This window comes from Lysobacter sp. cf310, from assembly GCF_900114355.1.
In the GTDB taxonomy this organism is placed as follows: Bacteria; Pseudomonadota; Gammaproteobacteria; order Xanthomonadales; family Xanthomonadaceae; genus Lysobacter.
This window is the reverse complement of the sequence record NZ_FOSS01000008.1, coordinates 64,870-81,315: the sequence shown is the minus strand read 5'-3', so window position 1 is coordinate 81,315 and position 16,446 is coordinate 64,870. Positions and strand designations below refer to the sequence as shown.

At 70.6% G+C, this 16,446-nt stretch carries 14 protein-coding genes and 1 pseudogene; 9 read left to right on the top strand and 6 right to left on the bottom strand.

Annotated elements, in window-relative coordinates; all coding sequences use genetic code 11:
* Positions 1–50: 50 nt before the first annotated feature.
* Complete coding sequence (locus tag BMZ45_RS20670; protein ID WP_091638408.1) at positions 51–2,072, top strand: bifunctional DedA family/phosphatase PAP2 family protein; 2,022 nt, start codon at positions 51–53, stop codon at positions 2,070–2,072.
* A gap of 115 nt (positions 2,073–2,187) precedes the next feature.
* On the opposite strand, the gene BMZ45_RS20665 is transcribed toward BMZ45_RS20670, so the two are convergent.
* The 4 genes from BMZ45_RS20665 to BMZ45_RS20650 form a co-directional block, all read right to left on the bottom strand.
* Positions 2,188–2,790, bottom strand: coding sequence for an LON peptidase substrate-binding domain-containing protein (locus BMZ45_RS20665; RefSeq protein WP_091638407.1), 603 nt, complete (start codon positions 2,788–2,790; stop codon positions 2,188–2,190).
* A 42-nt stretch (positions 2,791–2,832) separates the two neighbouring features.
* Positions 2,833–3,198, bottom strand: a complete 366-nt coding sequence (locus tag BMZ45_RS20660; RefSeq protein ID WP_091638406.1) for a hypothetical protein — start codon at positions 3,196–3,198, stop codon at positions 2,833–2,835.
* 367 nt (positions 3,199–3,565) lie between these two features.
* The gene (mpl, locus tag BMZ45_RS20655; protein ID WP_091638405.1) at positions 3,566–4,957 is read right to left on the bottom strand and encodes a UDP-N-acetylmuramate:L-alanyl-gamma-D-glutamyl-meso-diaminopimelate ligase; all 1,392 of its coding nucleotides are present in this window, start codon (positions 4,955–4,957) and stop codon (positions 3,566–3,568) included.
* 259 nt (positions 4,958–5,216) lie between these two features.
* On the bottom strand, positions 5,217–5,795 hold the full coding sequence (locus tag BMZ45_RS20650) for an adenylate kinase (protein WP_056180057.1): 579 nt from the start codon (positions 5,793–5,795) through the stop codon (positions 5,217–5,219).
* A gap of 167 nt (positions 5,796–5,962) precedes the next feature.
* On the opposite strand from BMZ45_RS20650, the gene BMZ45_RS20645 reads away from it, so the two are divergent.
* The 6 genes from BMZ45_RS20645 to BMZ45_RS20620 all read left to right on the top strand — a co-directional run bounded on the left by BMZ45_RS20645 (position 5,963) and on the right by BMZ45_RS20620 (position 11,258).
* Positions 5,963–7,219, top strand: coding sequence for a 6-phosphofructokinase (locus tag BMZ45_RS20645; protein WP_091638404.1), 1,257 nt, complete (start codon positions 5,963–5,965; stop codon positions 7,217–7,219).
* A 10-nt stretch (positions 7,220–7,229) separates the two neighbouring features.
* Positions 7,230–8,048 carry a helix-turn-helix domain-containing protein gene (locus BMZ45_RS20640; RefSeq protein WP_091638403.1) on the top strand — a complete coding sequence of 273 codons (819 nt, stop codon included), beginning with the start codon at positions 7,230–7,232 and terminating at the stop codon, positions 8,046–8,048.
* A gap of 249 nt (positions 8,049–8,297) precedes the next feature.
* Positions 8,298–8,738, top strand: a complete 441-nt coding sequence (locus BMZ45_RS20635; RefSeq protein WP_091638402.1) for a VOC family protein — start codon at positions 8,298–8,300, stop codon at positions 8,736–8,738.
* A 161-nt stretch (positions 8,739–8,899) separates the two neighbouring features.
* Positions 8,900–9,703 (top strand): hypothetical protein, encoded by an 804-nt coding sequence (locus BMZ45_RS20630; protein WP_091638401.1) that lies wholly within the window; start codon positions 8,900–8,902, stop codon positions 9,701–9,703.
* Between the two features lie 360 nt (positions 9,704–10,063).
* Positions 10,064–10,765, top strand: a complete 702-nt coding sequence (locus BMZ45_RS20625; RefSeq protein ID WP_091638400.1) for a hypothetical protein — start codon at positions 10,064–10,066, stop codon at positions 10,763–10,765.
* A gap of 7 nt (positions 10,766–10,772) precedes the next feature.
* Positions 10,773–11,258, top strand: a complete 486-nt coding sequence (locus BMZ45_RS20620; RefSeq protein WP_091638399.1) for a DUF2846 domain-containing protein — start codon at positions 10,773–10,775, stop codon at positions 11,256–11,258.
* A gap of 70 nt (positions 11,259–11,328) precedes the next feature.
* On the opposite strand, the gene BMZ45_RS20615 is transcribed toward BMZ45_RS20620, so the two are convergent.
* The gene (locus BMZ45_RS20615; protein ID WP_254776717.1) at positions 11,329–11,850 is read right to left on the bottom strand and encodes a hypothetical protein; all 522 of its coding nucleotides are present in this window, start codon (positions 11,848–11,850) and stop codon (positions 11,329–11,331) included.
* Positions 11,851–12,039: 189 nt separating this feature from the next.
* On the opposite strand from BMZ45_RS20615, the pseudogene BMZ45_RS20610 reads away from it, so the two are divergent.
* Positions 12,040–14,064, top strand: a pseudogene (locus tag BMZ45_RS20610) (sodium-translocating pyrophosphatase); the annotation flags it as partial.
* A gap of 69 nt (positions 14,065–14,133) precedes the next feature.
* On the top strand, positions 14,134–14,478 hold the full coding sequence (locus BMZ45_RS22080; protein ID WP_343124215.1) for an OmpA family protein: 345 nt from the start codon (positions 14,134–14,136) through the stop codon (positions 14,476–14,478).
* 67 nt (positions 14,479–14,545) lie between these two features.
* Here the strand turns inward: BMZ45_RS22080 and BMZ45_RS20605 are convergent, their stop codons facing one another.
* Positions 14,546–16,090, bottom strand: coding sequence for an adenosine deaminase family protein (locus tag BMZ45_RS20605; RefSeq protein WP_091638397.1), 1,545 nt, complete (start codon positions 16,088–16,090; stop codon positions 14,546–14,548).
* Positions 16,091–16,446 lie beyond the last annotated feature (356 nt).

Here is a 16,446-nt window from a genome sequence, read left to right as displayed (position 1 = left end):
TTCGCGTCCCACTCCCTAATCCTGTCTTCCGCGCTGCCTATAATCGACCGATGGATTCAGCCTGGCTCGAAAGCGCGACCGCATGGATCGCGGCGAACCCCACCGCCGCCGGCGCGGTGATCTTCCTGATTGCGTTCTGCGACGCCCTGATCCTGGCGGGCATCGTGGTGCCGGCCCTGCCGCTGCTGTTCGCGGTCGGCGCTCTGGTCGGCCTGGGCCACATCAGCGGCCCCTACGCGCTGGCCTGCGCGGCGGCGGGCGCCTTCGCCGGCGACGGCCTGAGCTATTGGGTCGGCTATCGCTGGGGCCCGCAGTTGCGCCAACGCTGGCCGTTCTCGCGCTATCCGCAATGGCTGGATCGCGGCGAGCAGTTGTTCCGCCGCCACGGCAGCAAGAGCATCCTGATCGCGCGCTTCGTCGGCGCGGTGCGGCCGTTCGTGCCGGCGATCGCGGGCATGCTGCACATGCCGGCGCGTCGCTACGCCCTGCCCAGCCTGTTCGCCTGCATCGCCTGGGCCGCCGCGTTCCTGGCCCCGGGCTGGGTGCTGGGCGCGTCCTACGATGCGGTGGCCGCGGTCGCCGACCGCCTGGCTCTGGTGCTGGGCGGGCTGTTGGTGGCGGTGGCGCTGGTCTGGGCCTGCGTGCTCTACACCTGGCGCTGGTTCGCCGCGCACGCCAACAACCTGCTCGCGCGCGCCTTGCGCTGGACCCGCCGGCATCCGCGCATGGGCCGCTACGCCGAAGCCCTGATCGATCCGAACCGGCCCGAGTCGGCGTCGCTGGCGATCCTGGCGGTGTGCCTGCTGACGATCAGCTGGATCTGGTTCACCCTGCTGGCGACCCTGCTGGCCAGCGGCGGTCCGCTGGCGCTGGATCACAGCATCCACGAGTTGATGTGGAGCCTGCGCAACCCGCTTGCCGACCGCCTGATGGCGGGCCTGGCCAGCCTGGGCGACGCGGCGGTGCTGGCGCCGGCGGCACTCGTCGCGCTGGGCTATCTGCTGTGGCGGCGGCGCTGGATGGCGGCTGCGCACTGGGTGGCGGCGATCGTGTTCGGCCTGGCCCTGACCTCGTTGCTGGAAGCGGCGATCGACATGCCGCGCCCGCCGACCGCGCCGGCCGGCTTCGGCTTCCCCTCGGTCGCGGTCACCATGACCACGATCGTGTTCGGTTTCTTCGCGGTGCTGATCGCGCGCGAACTGCCGGGCCGGCAACGCGTGTGGCCGTACTTGCTGGCCGGCGTGGTGACCACCCTGGTCGGCTTCGCGCGTCTGTACCTGGGCGCGCATTGGCCCAGCGACCTGGTCGGCGGCACCTTGTTCGGCATCGTCTGGCTGCTGATCCTGGGCATCGCCTATCGCCGCCACGTCGCGCGCTCGTTCTGGATGCGGCCGCTGGCCTGGCTGTTCTACGGCAGCTTCGCGGCCGCGGCGCTGTGGCATGCGCCGCGCTCGGCCGACGCGCTGCTGGCGAAGTTCGCCGCCGCCGCGCCCACCCGCGTGCTGGCGGTCGACGACTGGTGGCGGCGCGATTGGGCGACCCTGCCCGAGCACCGCAACGAACGCGATCTGCGCCGGCGCTGGCCGCTGGACCTGCAGGTCGCCGGCCCGCTGGAACCGCTGCGCGCAAGCCTGATCGCGCAGGGCTGGCGGGTGCAGCCGCAGGCCGATTGGCTGGCCACGATCGCGCTGCTCAACGACAGTGCGCCGCCGCTGGAACAAGCGGTGCTGCCGGCCACGCTGGATGCGCAGGCCGAGTCGCTGCTGTTGCTGCGCGCGGGCGCGCGCCCGGACGAGCAGTACGCGCTGCGGCTGTGGCCGGCGCCGGCGAAGTTCGAGGACGGCACGCCGCTGTGGCTGGGCACCAGCCAGGTGCTGCGCCTCAACAAGCCGCTGGACGCGGCCGCCTTGTGGCTGCCGACCAGCGACGACGTGCGCGCGCATGCGACCGTGCGCGCGGCGCTGAAGGAATTCAGCGCGATCGAGGCGACCGGGTTCCATGGCACGCCGGTGCTGCGCCTGCGCACGACACCAGCGGGCGGCGAGCTGCCGGCGCAAACGCGCAAGCCTTAGCGCGGCGCACCCTGAGCGCAGTCGCGTTCGGCGGGTGTGGCGATGCGGTCTTGAATGGCGCGTTGAGACGCGGTTCGCATGGCGGCCCGCCGCCTCCTACGAGCCGGCTGAGGGTTTACGGCAGCAGGACCAGCAGGCGATCCAGGCGTTCGTGCGGGTCGTCGATCTGCAACAGGGCCTGGCGCTGGGCGTGCTGCAGCGGCAGCAGTTCGGCCAGGCGCCAGCCGACCCAGGATGCGTCCTCCATGCGCACGCGCGGCGCCAGCGCGTACTCGCCGCCGAAACGGTCGATCAGCTCCTGCAGCAGCGTCGCGAGCAAGCCGTGTTCCGGACGCAGGACCTGCTCGGGATCGGGCGCGCACCATTCGATCTCGGCCACCTGCAGGCCGTTGTCGCGCACCCGCACCCGACGCGCGTGGAAACGGCGGGCGCCGCGCACGCGCAAGGTCAGCAGGCCGTCGGCGTCGGTGCCGAAATCCTCGATCAGGGCCTCGGTGCCGAACGCGGCGGCGCTGGCCGGCGCACCAGCCTCCTCGCCGTCGATGATCAGGCAGACGCCGAAGCCGCGGCCGCGGCGGCCGCAGTCGCGCACCAGATCCAGATAGCGCGGCTCGAACACGCGCAGGCCGATCGCGGCGCCGGGCACCAGCACCGTGTGCAGGGGAAACAGGCCCAGCGATTCGGGGTTGGCGGCTGCGGTGTCGGAGGCGGTCGACATGCCGCCAGTGTACCCGCGGCACGCGCACCGGCTAGCGTCTCGCTACGGCTCCAGCAGGTCGATCAGGGCGCGGCGCTTCTTGCGCGAAAGCCGCTGCACCAATCCGGCCAACTGCAGTTCGTCGGGGTCGCCGTAGTGGCCGCCGGCGTCGCGCACGGACACGCCGTTGCCGTCGACGCTGCCGCGTCCGGTGCTCAGCCATTCGAAGCTCACGCGTTGCTGTTTGGCGATCTCGATCATGCGCTGCAGTTCCGGCAGCGACAGCCCGGCCAGCCATTTGCGCGCGGTCTCGCGGCTGACGTTGTATTGGATCGCGAGTGCGCCGATGCGGCCGCGGCCCTTGGCGAAACCGGAATAGTCCAAGGCATGGCGCAGGCGCTGAGCGAAGTCGTCGTGGTTTGAAGTCATGCAGTACCGCCCATGCATCCTGCCAGGCCGAGACGGGCCGCCCGGGCGGGCGCGGGATGCGGCGCACGGGCGGCGGGAGTGACGCAACTCATTGTTGCGTAACTCACAGCCGAGAGTGGCACTTTTCGTATGCACAAATGACAATTATCAGTTGCCATCTGAGACAGGGCCTCGGACGCGACTTCGCCGTGCCCCAGCTACGCAATTTGGGCACTAATCAGGTGATATGTGGATATTCAAAGTGTGCCTGATTGGCACACATCTGCCGCTGGCATGTGCAAAAAACGACCGATCCGGCGTTCAGATTGGCACATTTGAATTGGCATTATCGGCTGCAGGACGCGGCCGCCGATAGCCGCGGCCGCGTTCAGCCCGCGTGGTCGCGCAGGGCGGCGAGGAAGCGGCGCGGCGCGCCGTCGAAGCCGCCGTTGGACATGAAGACGACGTGGTCGCCGGCGCGCACGCGGGCGCGCAGGGCCGCGATCAGGCTGTCGGCATCGGCCGCGGTCACGCCTTCGCCGCGCAGGCCGGCGACGACCTGGCCGGCGTCCCAGGCCAGTTCCGGACGGTGCAGGAACACCACCGCGTCGGCGCCGTCCAGCGACGGCGCCAGGGCCTGCGCATGCGCGCCCAGGCGCATGGAATTGCTGCGCGGCTCCATCGCCACCACGATGCGCGCCGCGCCGACGCGCGCGCGCAGGCCGGCCAGGGTGGTCGCGATCGCGGTCGGGTGATGGGCGAAGTCGTCGTAGACGGTGATGCCGTCGGCCTCGCCTATCACTTCCAGGCGGCGCTTGACGCTGCGGAACGCGGCCAGCGCGGGCAGCACGCTGGCGACCTCGACGCCGACCGCATGGGCGGCGGCCAGCGCGGCCAAGGCGTTCATCACGTTGTGGCGACCCAGCAAAGGCCACTGCACCTCGCCGATCTCGTTGCCGTTGTGGACCACGACGAAGGCGCTGCCGTCCTGGGCGAGCAGGCGCGCGCTCCAGGTGTAGCCGGCGCCGCCCTGGGCCGCGTCGGCGTCCAGGCCGAAGGTCTCCACCGGCGTCCAGCAACCCATCGCCAGCACTTCGGCCAGCCGCGCGTCCTCGCCGTTGACGATCAGGCGGCCGCGGCGCGGCACAGTACGCACCAGGTGATGGAACTGACGCTGGATCGCGGCCACGTCCGGGAAGATGTCGGCGTGGTCGTATTCGAGGTTGTTGAGGATCGCCACCAGCGGCCGGTAGTGGACGAACTTGCTGCGCTTGTCGAAGAAGGCGGTGTCGTATTCGTCGGCCTCGACCACGAACTCGCGACCGCCGCCGACGCGCGCGGACACGCCGAAATCCTCGGCGACGCCGCCGATCAGGAAGCCGGGCGCACGGCCGGCGGCTTCCAGCAGCCAGGTGAGGATGGTGGTGGTGGTGGTCTTGCCGTGGGTGCCGGCCACCGCGAGGGTGTCGCGGCCCGGCAGCACGCGCTCGGACAGCCACTGCGCGCCGGAAGTGTAGCGGCGGCCGTCGTCGAGCACCTGCTCGACCGCGGCGTTGCCGCGCGACAGCGCGTTGCCGACCACGACCTCGTCGCAATCGGCGGAAATGTGTTCGGGCTGGTAGCTCTGGCGCAGGGCGATGCCGAGCTGCTCCAGCTGGGTCGACATCGGCGGATACACCGCCTGGTCGCTGCCTTCGACCTGGTGGCCGAGTTCGCGCGCGAGCGCGGCGACGCCGCCCATGAAGGTACCGGCAATGCCCAAGATATGTAGCTTCAAGATCCGACGTCCTGGATTAACAGCGAAAGCTCAACGCAGCGACTCCCGCATAGGGCCTACTCCCCCTCTCCCGCTTGCGGGAGAGGGCAAGGGGTGAGGGCGCGCGACAGTTGGCGTTCGACGCAAGCTGGCTAGCAGCCGATGTCGCGATTTCGATACTGACGCCGTGGTTTTGGGATTCGTGTGCCCTCACCCCAGCCCTCTCCCGCGAGCGGGAGAGGGGGCTAAAGCGAAAGGCGGAAGCAAAAACGAAGCGGAAAACTCAGCCGACCACCGGCGCCGGCGACAACGCCTCGACGATCCGCGTGAACACCTCGTCCAGCGAGCCCACGCCGTCGATCGCGGTGAGGCGGCCGTGCTGGCGGTAGTACTCGATCACCGGGGCGGTCACGTCGTCGTAGACCTTCAAACGGGTGCGCACGGCTTCGGGACTGTCGTCCTTGCGGCCCTGCTCGGCGGCGCGGCCGGCGATGCGCTCGACCAGCAGCTCGATCGGCACTTCCAGCTGCACGGCGTAGTCCATGGGCTGGCCGATCTTCTTCAGCAGCACGTCCAGCGCATCGGCCTGGGCCAGGTTGCGCGGGTAGCCGTCGAGGATGAAGCCGCCGTGGGTGTCCGGACGCGAGAAACGGTCCTCAAGCATGCCCAGCAGGATCTCGTCGCTGACCAGGTTGCCGGCGTCCATCACCGCCTTGGCCTCGAGGCCGAGCTTGCTGCCGGCCGCGACTTCGGCGCGCAGCAAATCGCCGGTGGAAATGTGCGGCACCTGCAGGTGGTCCTTGAGCCGCGCAGCCTGCGTGCCCTTGCCGGAACCGGGCGCGCCCAGAAGTACCAATCGCATCTACATCGCTCCTAGAACAAGAATGCCTCGCGCGGCCGGCGCTCTCTCGGGAGCGGCCTGGGTCGCGTGCCCGGGGCGCGGCGCTACACTCAGCCGTCGCCACCCCACCGCCGGGCGTCAATATTGCGGTCAGCTTACCGCATCCCGGCGTCAATCCTGGAACCCCCATGGCCTCTGGAACCCTGCTGTACGCGCAATCCGGCGGCGTGACCGCCGTCATCAATGCCACCGCCGCGGCCGTCATCGAGACCGCCCGTGCGCGCAAGGTCAAGGTGCTGGCCGCCCGCAACGGCATCCTCGGCGCCCTGCGCGAGGACCTGATCGACACCTCCAAGGAATCGGCGGCGGCGATCCGGGCCCTGGCGCACACCCCGGGCGGGGCCTTCGGCTCCTGCCGGGTCAAGCTGAAATCCCTGGACGCCGACCGCGCCCGCTACGAGCGCCTGCTGGCGGTGCTCAAGGCCCACGACGTGCGCTGGTTCCTCTACAACGGCGGCAACGACTCGGCCGACACCGCGCTCAAGGTCTCGCGCCTGGCGGCCGAATTCGGCTATCCGCTGACCTGCATCGGCGTGCCCAAGACGGTCGACAACGACCTGGCCGTGACCGACTGCTGCCCGGGCTTCGGCTCGGCCGCCAAGTACACCGCGGTGTCGGTGCGCGAGGCGGCGCTGGACGTGGCCGCGATGGCCGAGACCTCCACCAAGGTCTTCGTCTACGAGGCCATGGGCCGGCACGCCGGCTGGCTGGCCGCGGCCGCCGGCCTGGCCGGCCAGGGCCCGGACGACGCCCCGCACCTGATCCTGTTCCCGGAGCGGCCGTTCGACGAAGCCGACTTCTTCCGGCGCGTCAAAGCCGTCGTCGAGCGCGTGGGCTACTGCGTGGTGGTCGCCAGCGAGGGCATCCAGACCGCCGACGGCCGTTTCGTCGCCGATGCCGGCGGCGGCAAGGACTCCTTCGGCCATACCCAGCTCGGCGGCGTGGCCTCGCACCTGGCCGGCCGGGTCAAGGACGTGCTGGGCTACAAGGTCCACTGGACCCTGCCCGACTATCTGCAGCGCTCGGCCCGCCACCTGGCCTCCAAGACCGACGTCGAGCAGGCGCAGGCGGTGGGCAAGGCCGCGGTCGAGTACGCGCTCAAGGGCATGAACGCGGTGATGCCGGCGATCGTGCGCAGTTCCGACGCGCCCTACCGCTGGAAGATCGCACCGGCGCCGCTGGACAAGGTCGCCAACCACGAGAAGAAGATGCCGGCCGGTTTCATCCGCAAGGACGGCCACGGCATCACCGCCAGCGCGCGCAAATACCTGGAGCCGCTGATCCGCGGCGAGGCGCCGCCGCCCTACGGCCGCGACGGCCTGCCCAAGTACGTGACGCTGAAGAACGTGGCGGTGAAGCGCAAGCTGCCGGCCTTCGAGGGCTGAGGGCGCGGGCATGCACGAGGCGGCGGCATTGCGGCCCTGGGTAGCGCAGGTCTGGGCCTGCGCGCGCCCGGACGCGCCGCCCGCGCATGCGCGCGAGCACTCGCTGCCCAGCGGCGCGATGCATCTGTCGATCCGCCTGGACGGCCCGCCGCTGCGGATCTACGCCAGCGCCGACGACCGCCAGGGCCGCGGCTACAGCGCCGCCACCGTCGGCGGCGTGCGCGCCGGCTACTGCATCAAGGACACCGCCCATCCCGCCGCCTCGGTAGGCGCGGTGCTGCGGCCGGGCGCGGCGCTGGCCCTGTTCGGGGTGTCGGCGGCCGAGCTCGCCGACGGCCACGTCGACCTGGACCAGTTGTGCGGGCAGGAAGCCGGGCGGCTGTACGAGCGCCTGGCCGCCGACGCCGACCCCGCCCATCGCCGCGCGCTGCTGCTGGCGTTCCTGGGCGCGCGCCTGCGCCGCGCGCGCGGCGGGCGCGGGCTGGACCCGCAGATCGCGCAGGCGCTGGCGCGCGTGCAGCGCGCGCCGGCCGAGACCGACGTGGCGGCGCTGGCCGACGCCTGCGGCCGCAGCCCGCGCCATTTCATCGCCGGCTTCCGCGATGCCGCCGGCCTGGCGCCCAAGCGCTACGCGCGCGTGCTGCGCTTCCAGCGCCTGCTGGCCGCGCTGGCGGCGACGCCGCGCCCGGCCTGGGCGCAGTTGGCGCTGGACGCGGGCTACTTCGACCAATCCCATCTGATCCGCGAATTCCGCGAGTTCGCCGGCGTGAGCCCGCGCGAGTACGCGGCGCGCGCGCCGGGCTCGCCGAATCACCTGCCCCTGGCTTGAGCGCGGGCGGGGGGCGCGGACGCTGGTGCGATCTGTGGGCTTTCTGTGGGAGCGGCGTAAGCCGCGATCGCGCAGCCGCGACAGCCAGCCCCGCCGCCCAGAGTTTCGTCGTGGCCGCAGGCTCATCGCGGCTCACGCCGCTCCCACAGAGAGCAGGCGTCGCCGCAGCGGCAAGCAGGTAAATTTCGTCCAATCGTGCGGCGCGCGCGCCACGCAGGCTGACGCGCACACCCACCCCGGAGCACCGCCATGGCCGTACACGAACTGTTTCCCTATCTCTGCGTCGCCGATGCCCAGGCCGCGATCGAGTTCTACACCTATGCCTTCGAGGCCAGCGAGAAGTTCCGCCTGGTCGAGCCCGGCGGCCGCATCGGCCATGTCGAACTGGACCTGGGCGGCAGCACCCTGATGCTCTGCGAGGAGTATCCGGAGATCGACATCCGCCGCCCGGTGCCCGAGCACGGCCACAGCCATACCCTGCACCTGCACGTGGACGACGCCGACGCGACGGTCGCGCGCGCGGTCGCCGCCGGCGCGCAGCTGGCGATGGCGCCGCGCGATCATTTCTACGGCGAGCGCTCCGGTACTGTGATCGATCCCTTCGGCCATCGCTGGAACATCGGTCACAGCATCGAGGAGCTCACGCCCGAGGAAATGCAGCGCCGCTACCCCGCCGATCCCTGCGCTTGAGCGCGCGTAACGCACGTTCGAACGCAAGAATGCGAACGCGATAGCGGAATTCGTGCCGGATTGTCGTTGAATCGACAGGGGTAATCCGGCAATCTGCGGCCGCGGGCGTCGCCGGCCGTCGGCAAGGCGCACGGAAGACCGATCACTTCAAGGAACTGCTCATGAAAGCCAAGCCGATCCAACTGTTGCTCCCGATGCTGCTGTTGCTGCCCCTGTCGGCGTTGGCCGGGCAGTGCGACGACAACTTCAGCAAGAAGGGCAATGCGCTCTCCGGCGCCGAATACTCGACCTCCTACAAGGTGGCGGGCCTGAGCGTGCCCAGCGCGATCGGCCAGATGCGCAACCTCGCCATCGCCGACGGCATGGACGTGCTGGACGAAAGCCCCGACAGCGGCTCGCTGCTGCTGGAGGAGCCGGCGAACCTGGCCCACAAGGGCCTGCAGGTCTATGTCACCGCCAAGCCCGACGGCACGGTGTCGATGCTGATGAAGACGCGACGCGGCGCGTTCGGCAACGCCGACGGCATCCGCACCGAGATGTGCAAGATGCTGACCCAGCTCAAGCCGGGCAAGGCGCCGGTCGCGCGCGCCGCGGTCAAGCCGATCGAGATCCAGGCGACCGCGCTGGCCACCGATATCGAACGCCAGGGCCTGGAAAACTCCGCCGCGATCGACGTGCGCTTCGAAGGCAAGGTCTACAACATCAAGGGCGTCAACAAGGGCGTGGCCGGCAGGAAGGGCGCGTTCGAGCTGTACTTCGACATGAACCCCTCGCTGGTGCCGGGCTTCGTCCCCAGCAAGTCGCGGCGCGGCGAGCTGCGCATCGCCTGCCGGATGATGCCCGACCAGAACGCCTACGCGCTGGCGATGCGCAACGGCGACAAGATGTACCTCAACGCCACCTACGACCATTACGACGAGTCCAGCTACCTGGTGTGGCTGAAGAACTGCCGCGGCATCCAGTAAGCCGCAACGGCAATGCACAGGCCGCGCTTCGGCGCGGCCTGTGCGCTTTCCCGCTCCGCCGGCGCAGGCCGCACCGCTTCGGCGACGGACGCTACCGGTCTGGCGCGCGGCCTCGAAGTCGCGCGCATGGTTGATGCGCCGCCTCGACGACTCCTCACCGGCGAACCATCCGCCCCCTGCCAGCGCCGAATCCTTGCGGCCATTGGCTTAGCGCCTCCCGCTCGCCACCGGCGTCGGACCGGCTGGCGGCATCGCCCGCGCCGCCGCGATCCCAGCGAACCCGATCCGCGCACGCGCGCCGCGCTTGCCTGAAATCCGAGCCTTGGCTAAGGTGCGGCCACGCTCAGGGGGGCGTCGCTCATGTTCAAGTTCGCAGCCGCGCTCGCGGCGTTATTGGTCGTTCCCGCCGCGCACGCGCAGGACGGCGCCGCGGCGGCGCCGCTCCCGATCGCGATGCCCGACGTTGCGACCACGCCGAGCGCGGCGCCTGCCGCGGCCGACGACACCACTGCGACCACCGCCGTCACCACCGCTGCGCCGCTTGCGCCCTGCTGCCGGCTCGTGGCGGGCAGCGTGGTCGAACTGCAGCTCGGCGAAAGCCTGTCCTCGGCGCGCCACAAGCGCGGCGATCGCTTCGCGCTACGCCTGAGCCAGCCGCTGACGGTCGACGGCGCCGAGCCGATACCGGCCGGCACGCCCGCCGTCGGCGAAGTCGTGCACGGCGCGCGTTCGCGCGGCGGCGGCCATCCCGGCGAGTTGCTGATCGCGGGCCGCTATCTGGAATTCAACGGCCGCCAGATTCCCCTGCGCGGTCTGTCGGTGGGGCAAAGCGGACGCGATCAGATCAACGGCGCGATGGGCGCGGCCTTCGTGATCGGCCCGTTCGCGATGTTCGTGCGCGGACGCGAGATCGAGATTCCGGCCGACACCGCGTTGCGCGCCAAGCTCGCCCAGGATCTGGAGCTGCCCGTCGCCGGCACGGTCGCCGCGACCGCGACCGCCCTGCCCGTTTCTCCATCGCCGGCCGCTGCGGCCGACGCTGTTCAACCACCCAAGGAGTAGTCCTTAGATGAACCTGAAGTTCCGTGTTTCCGCCCTCGCGCTGGGCCTGATGTTCTCCGGCGCCGTGCTGGCCCAGGACGCCGCCCAGCCGGCCGCGACCGAAGCCAGCGCCGAAGCGGCCGACGACAGCGCCACCGACGCGCAAGCCTCCGGCCCGATCGGCGTGCCGCCGCAGGGCAAGGGTCAGATCGTGTTCTTCCGTCCGTCCAAGCTAGTCGGCGCCGCCGTCGGCTTCAAGGTGCGCGAGGGCGAAACCGAGCTGGGCAAGCTGCGCAACGGCAAGTACTTCGTCCACGTCGCCGAGCCGGGCACGCACGAGTACCGCGTGCATGGCGAGACCAAGGACGTGCTGACCATGGAAATCGAAGCCGGCGAAACCTACTACGTGCAGGGCACGCTGGGCATGGGCATCATCGCGGGTCGTCCGAACCTGTCGCCCACCGACGCGGCCGCGTTCGACGCCCTGGCCAAGAAGCTCAAGCTCGCCAAGTAAGCCGCATCGATCGCAGACGGGCGCCGCATCGGCGCCCGTCCGCGTATGTGCGCCAGGCGCGCGGCGCGCCTCAGCCGCCGCAGGCCCTGCCCTCGACCGTCATCGCGGCGGCGAACATCGGCACCGCCGCCAGCTGATTGGCCGCGGCCTTGGCCTTCTCGTCGGCCAGGTACAGACGCGCCTGGCCCTGACCGTCCAGCTTGGGCGGGGCGACGTCGGCCGGCTTGCGCCACACCCGCACCACCGCCTGCTGCGAGGGGCAGGCCGCGTTGGGCACGCGGATCAGATCGTTGAATTTCCAACCCGCGGCCAGCGAGGGCTGGGCCTTGGCGGCGTCGACGAAGCGCGCGCGCGGCTGGCAGTTGGGGCTGGTGCGGACCACGGCGAACTTGTAGGGCTGCGCGGCCTGGCCGGTGAACTGGCCCTCCAGGCGGGCGCAGGCCTCGGGGATCTGGCGCAGGGTGTGGACGGCGCCCAGCGCCTGCGGCTGCGCGGCCGGGCGTTGGATCTCCGGGGCGGGATCGCTGCCGGAAGCGACGGCCAGGGCCGGCAGCGACAGCGCGGCGGCGAGCAGGACGACGGCGATGCGCATGAACAGGCTCCATCGATACGTGACTGGGGTCGCAGGCTGGCACGCCGGGGCTGAACCCTGGTTTCACGAGGTTTCACAGGCCCAGGGGCTGTGCGATAGTCCCTGCGTTGCCGCGCCGGAACTCCGGCCTGCGACCTAAAACTTTATAGGTGATCAGAAATTCCTGATGTCCACTCTGGGGAGGGGTTCATGCTGGAGCAGTACGGTTTGACCTTGGCGCTGGCTTGCGCCGTCATCGCGATCCTGTACGGGATCATTTCCGCGCGCTGGATCAGCGCACAACCCGCCGGCAACGAACGCATGCAGGAGATCGCCGGCGCGATCCAGGAAGGCGCGCGCGCCTACCTCAACCGCCAGTACAGCACCATCGGCATCGCCGGCGCGGTGTTGTTCGTGGTCATCGGCATCTTCCTGAACTGGCCCACCGCGATCGGTTTCCTGATCGGCGCGGTGCTGTCGGGCGCGGCCGGCTACATCGGCATGAACGTGTCGGTGCGCGCCAACGTGCGCACCGCCGAAGCCGCGCGCAAGGGCATCGGCCCGGCCATGGACGTCGCCTTCCGCGGCGGCGCCATCACCGGCATGCTGGTGGTCGGCCTGGGCCTGCTCGGCGTGGCCGGTTACTGGCTGGCGCTGGACAAGGTCGGCATCCAGGGCGAAGCGGCGCTGCACGCGCTGGTCGGCCTGGCCTTCGGCTCCTCGCTGATCTCGATCTTCGCGCGACTGGGCGGCGGCATCTTCACCAAGGGCGCCGACGTCGGCGCCGACCTGGTGGGCAAGGTCGAAGCCGGCATCCCCGAGGACGACCCGCGCAACCCGGCGGTGATCGCCGACAACGTCGGCGACAACGTCGGCGACTGCGCCGGCATGGCCGCCGATCTGTTCGAAACCTATGCGGTCACGGTGATCGCGACCATGCTGCTGGGCGGGCTGATGATCGCCCAGGCCGGCACCAACGCGGTGCTGTACCCGCTGGTGCTGGGCGGCGTGTCGATCATCGCCTCGATCATCGGCGCGTTCTTCGTCAAGGTGAAAGCCGGCGGCTCGATCATGGGCGCGCTGTACAAGGGCGTGATCGTGTCGGCGGTGCTGGCGGCGATCGCGTTCTACCCGATCACCACCCAGCTGATGGCCGACTCGTCCTACGGCGCGCTGAACCTGTACTGGTGCGCCTTGATCGGCCTGGTGCTGACCGGCGTGATCGTATGGATCACCGAGTACTACACCGGCACCCAGTTCAAGCCGGTGCAGCACGTCGCGGCGGCTTCGACCACTGGTCACGGCACCAACATCATCGCCGGCCTGGGCGTGTCGATGAAGTCGACCGCGCTGCCGGTGATCGCGGTGTGCCTGGCGATCTGGGGCGCGCATGCGTGCGGCGGCCTGTACGGCATCGCCATCGCCGCGACCTCGATGCTGTCGATGGCGGGCATGATCGTCGCGCTGGACGCCTACGGCCCGATCACCGACAACGCCGGCGGCATCGCCGAGATGGCCGAGCTGCCGCCGGAAGTGCGCGCGGTGACCGACCCGCTGGACGCGGTCGGCAACACCACCAAGGCGGTGACCAAGGGCTATGCGATCGGTTCGGCCGCGCTGGCCGCGCTGGTGCTGTTCGCCGACTACACCCACAACCTGCAGGCCGCGCATCCGGGCACGGTGTTCTCCTTCGACCTGTCCGACCACTACGTGATCATCGGCCTGCTGATCGGCGGCCTGATCCCGTACCTGTTCGGCGCCATGGCGATGGAAGCCGTGGGCCGCGCCGCCGGTGCGGTGGTGGAGGAAGTGCGTCGTCAGTTCCGCGACATCCCCGGCATCATGGAAGGCACCGGCAAGCCGGATTACTCGCGCGCCGTGGACATGCTGACCAAGTCGGCGATCAAGGAAATGATCGTGCCCTCGCTGCTGCCGGTCGCGGTACCGGTGGTGATCGGCCTGCTGCTGGGTCCGAAGGCACTGGGCGGTCTGCTGATCGGCACCATCGTGACCGGCCTGTTCGTGGCGATCTCGATGACCACCGGCGGCGGCGCCTGGGACAACGCCAAGAAGTACATCGAGGACGGTCATCACGGCGGCAAGGGTTCCGAGGCGCACAAGGCCGCGGTCACCGGCGACACCGTCGGCGATCCGTACAAGGACACCGCCGGCCCGGCGATCAATCCGCTGATCAAGATCATCAACATCGTCGCGCTGTTGCTGGTGCCGCTGCTGCCCAGCGGCGCCGGTCCGGCCGACGCGGCCGCGCACGGCGCGCCGGTGGCGGCGCTGTCGGCACCGGCGATGAATGCCATGCCGGCCACCGATGCCACGCCGGACTCGCTGGCCACGTTGTACTTCGAAAGCGGTTCGGCCGCGCTGCCGGCCGAGTTCGAAACCGTGCTGTCCAAGGCCTACCACCGCATGCAGCGCGATCCGGCGCTGAAGGCGCGCGTGTCGGGCTTTCACGACAGCAGCGGCGATCCCGCGCGCAATGCCGACTTGGCCAAGCAGCGCGCGTCGGTGGTCAGGGACTGGCTGGTCCAGCAGGGCCTGTCCGCGGACCGCGTGAGCATGGACAAGCCGGTGCAGATGGAAGGCGACGGCACCGCCAAGGAGGCGCGCCGGGTCGAGGTGCGCCTCGAGTAAGCGGCGGCCTGCAGGCGGCGAGAAAACGGCGGCTACGGCCGCCGTTTTCGTTTGCGCCGGGGCGCGCTCAGCGGTAACCGCGCTCGAAGCGCGCGAAGTCCTGCTCCAACCGCCATTGCTGGCGCGCCTTGTCGCTGCCTTGCAGGAAGCGCGCGCACGCCGCGTCGGCGCTCTCGCGCGAGCGCGCGCAGGCGGCCACGCGCGCGCCGCCGGCGCGTTCGGCCCACAGGCTGGCGCCCGACAGGAAGGCGTACTCCAGACTGTCGCGCGCGATCCGCTTGAGCTGGGCGTAGCGCAAGCCCTGCTCCTTCACGGCGCGCTGGTACTCGTGGGTCATATCGCTGCGCAGCACGCCCTGGTCGTCGGTGGCCAGCACCACCGGCACGCCCGCGGCCAGGTAGGCGTGCAAGGGATGCTGCGCGCCCTGCACGCCGAGGATGGCCGCGTTGCTGCTGAGGTTGATCTCGACCGCGATGCGCTCGCGCGCCATGCGCTCCAGCAAGGCGACCGCGTCGGTCTCGTAGGCGATATCCACGCCGTGGCCGATGCGGCGCGCGCCGGCCACCCCCACCGCATCGCGCACGTGGTAGCGCAGCTCGCGCGGCGCGACCAGGCCCAGGGTCTGTTCGCCCGCGTGCAGGGACAAGGGCACCGTGGGATGGCGCTGTTTCAGGTAGGCGAACATGCGCATGTGCAAGCCGTAGTCGCGCTGCGCCACCGGGTGGTGCTCGGGACCGACGATGTTGACGCCGACCCAGCGCGGATCGGCTTCGACCAGGGCGAAGCCGAACGCCATCGCGGCAAAGGCCTGCGCCGGCGTGCGATGGCGCACCGCCGGGATCTGATAACGGACCTCGACCGCGCAGGCGGGCTTGGGCGTAGCGCTCGCGCAGGCATGCGAAGCCGCGAACGCGGCTTCGTCGCGATCCAGCTCGGCGCGCGCCTCGGCGACCGCCGCCGGCAGTAGCGGCGCCAGCGCCGCCGCTAGCGCGTCCAGATCGCCGCCGTCCTGATCGCCGGCCTTGGCCGCGTCCAGCACCACCTGCGCGCTGCGCGGCATCGACATCAGTTCCAGATAGGCCAGGTTGTCGTCGGCGGCCAGTTCGCGCGCGGCCGCGATCACCCGCCCGGCGTCGCCGGTGGAGACCGCGCGGAAGCCGTCGAAGCTGGCGAAGAAACGGTCGAAATCGGGCAGCGTCGCGTTGCGCATCGACAGCGCGTCGATCGCGCGGCTGTAAGCGGCGTAGTCCTTGCCGGCCAGATCGCGCGCCGCCACCGACGCCGGCACCTCGCAGGGCGGGCGCACGATGCGATGGCTGTCGGCGGCCACGCAATAGCCCTGCTCCGCGGCCCAGCGCAGATAGTCCTCGGCATAGACCGAACCGCTGGCGTGGTTATGCAGGTCGCCGCCCTTGGGCATGGCCTGCAGGAACATGCGCAGCTGCGGCGGCCGGTCGGCGATGCGATCGAAATAGGCGGCGGTGCGCGACTCGTCGGTGCGCGCCCGATCGGGGCCGGCATCGCTTGCGCCGGTTCTGGCCTGCGCGGCCAGCGCCGCCAGCAGCAGCGGCGTCAGCAGGAGTACGTGAGTCCGGTCCTGGGTCTGCTTCATTCCTTTGCACCGTGTCATATCGCTCCGATCGGGGAATGGTAGGCGGCTCGGGGCGCGCTGGGCGTGTGCTGGGCGTACTGCCTGCCGCGCTCGCCGAGCCCGCGCACCCGCGCGCCGCCGACGCGATAGGCCGCCTCGTCGGCGGGCGGGCCCACGCCGGCGTGGGTGGCGCTGGCGGACTCGAACGGGCCGCGCACCGGCGGCAGCCGGGTGTCGCTCGATGCCGCGCCAGGCCCGGCAGCCATTCCGCGGCGGCCGGGGTCACGGCGGCGCACGGCATGGCCGACACCAAGCCCGGTCTCCGTCCTGTGTCGCCTCGCCATCGCTCCTCGGCCGGTCCGGGTCACGGCCGTTCG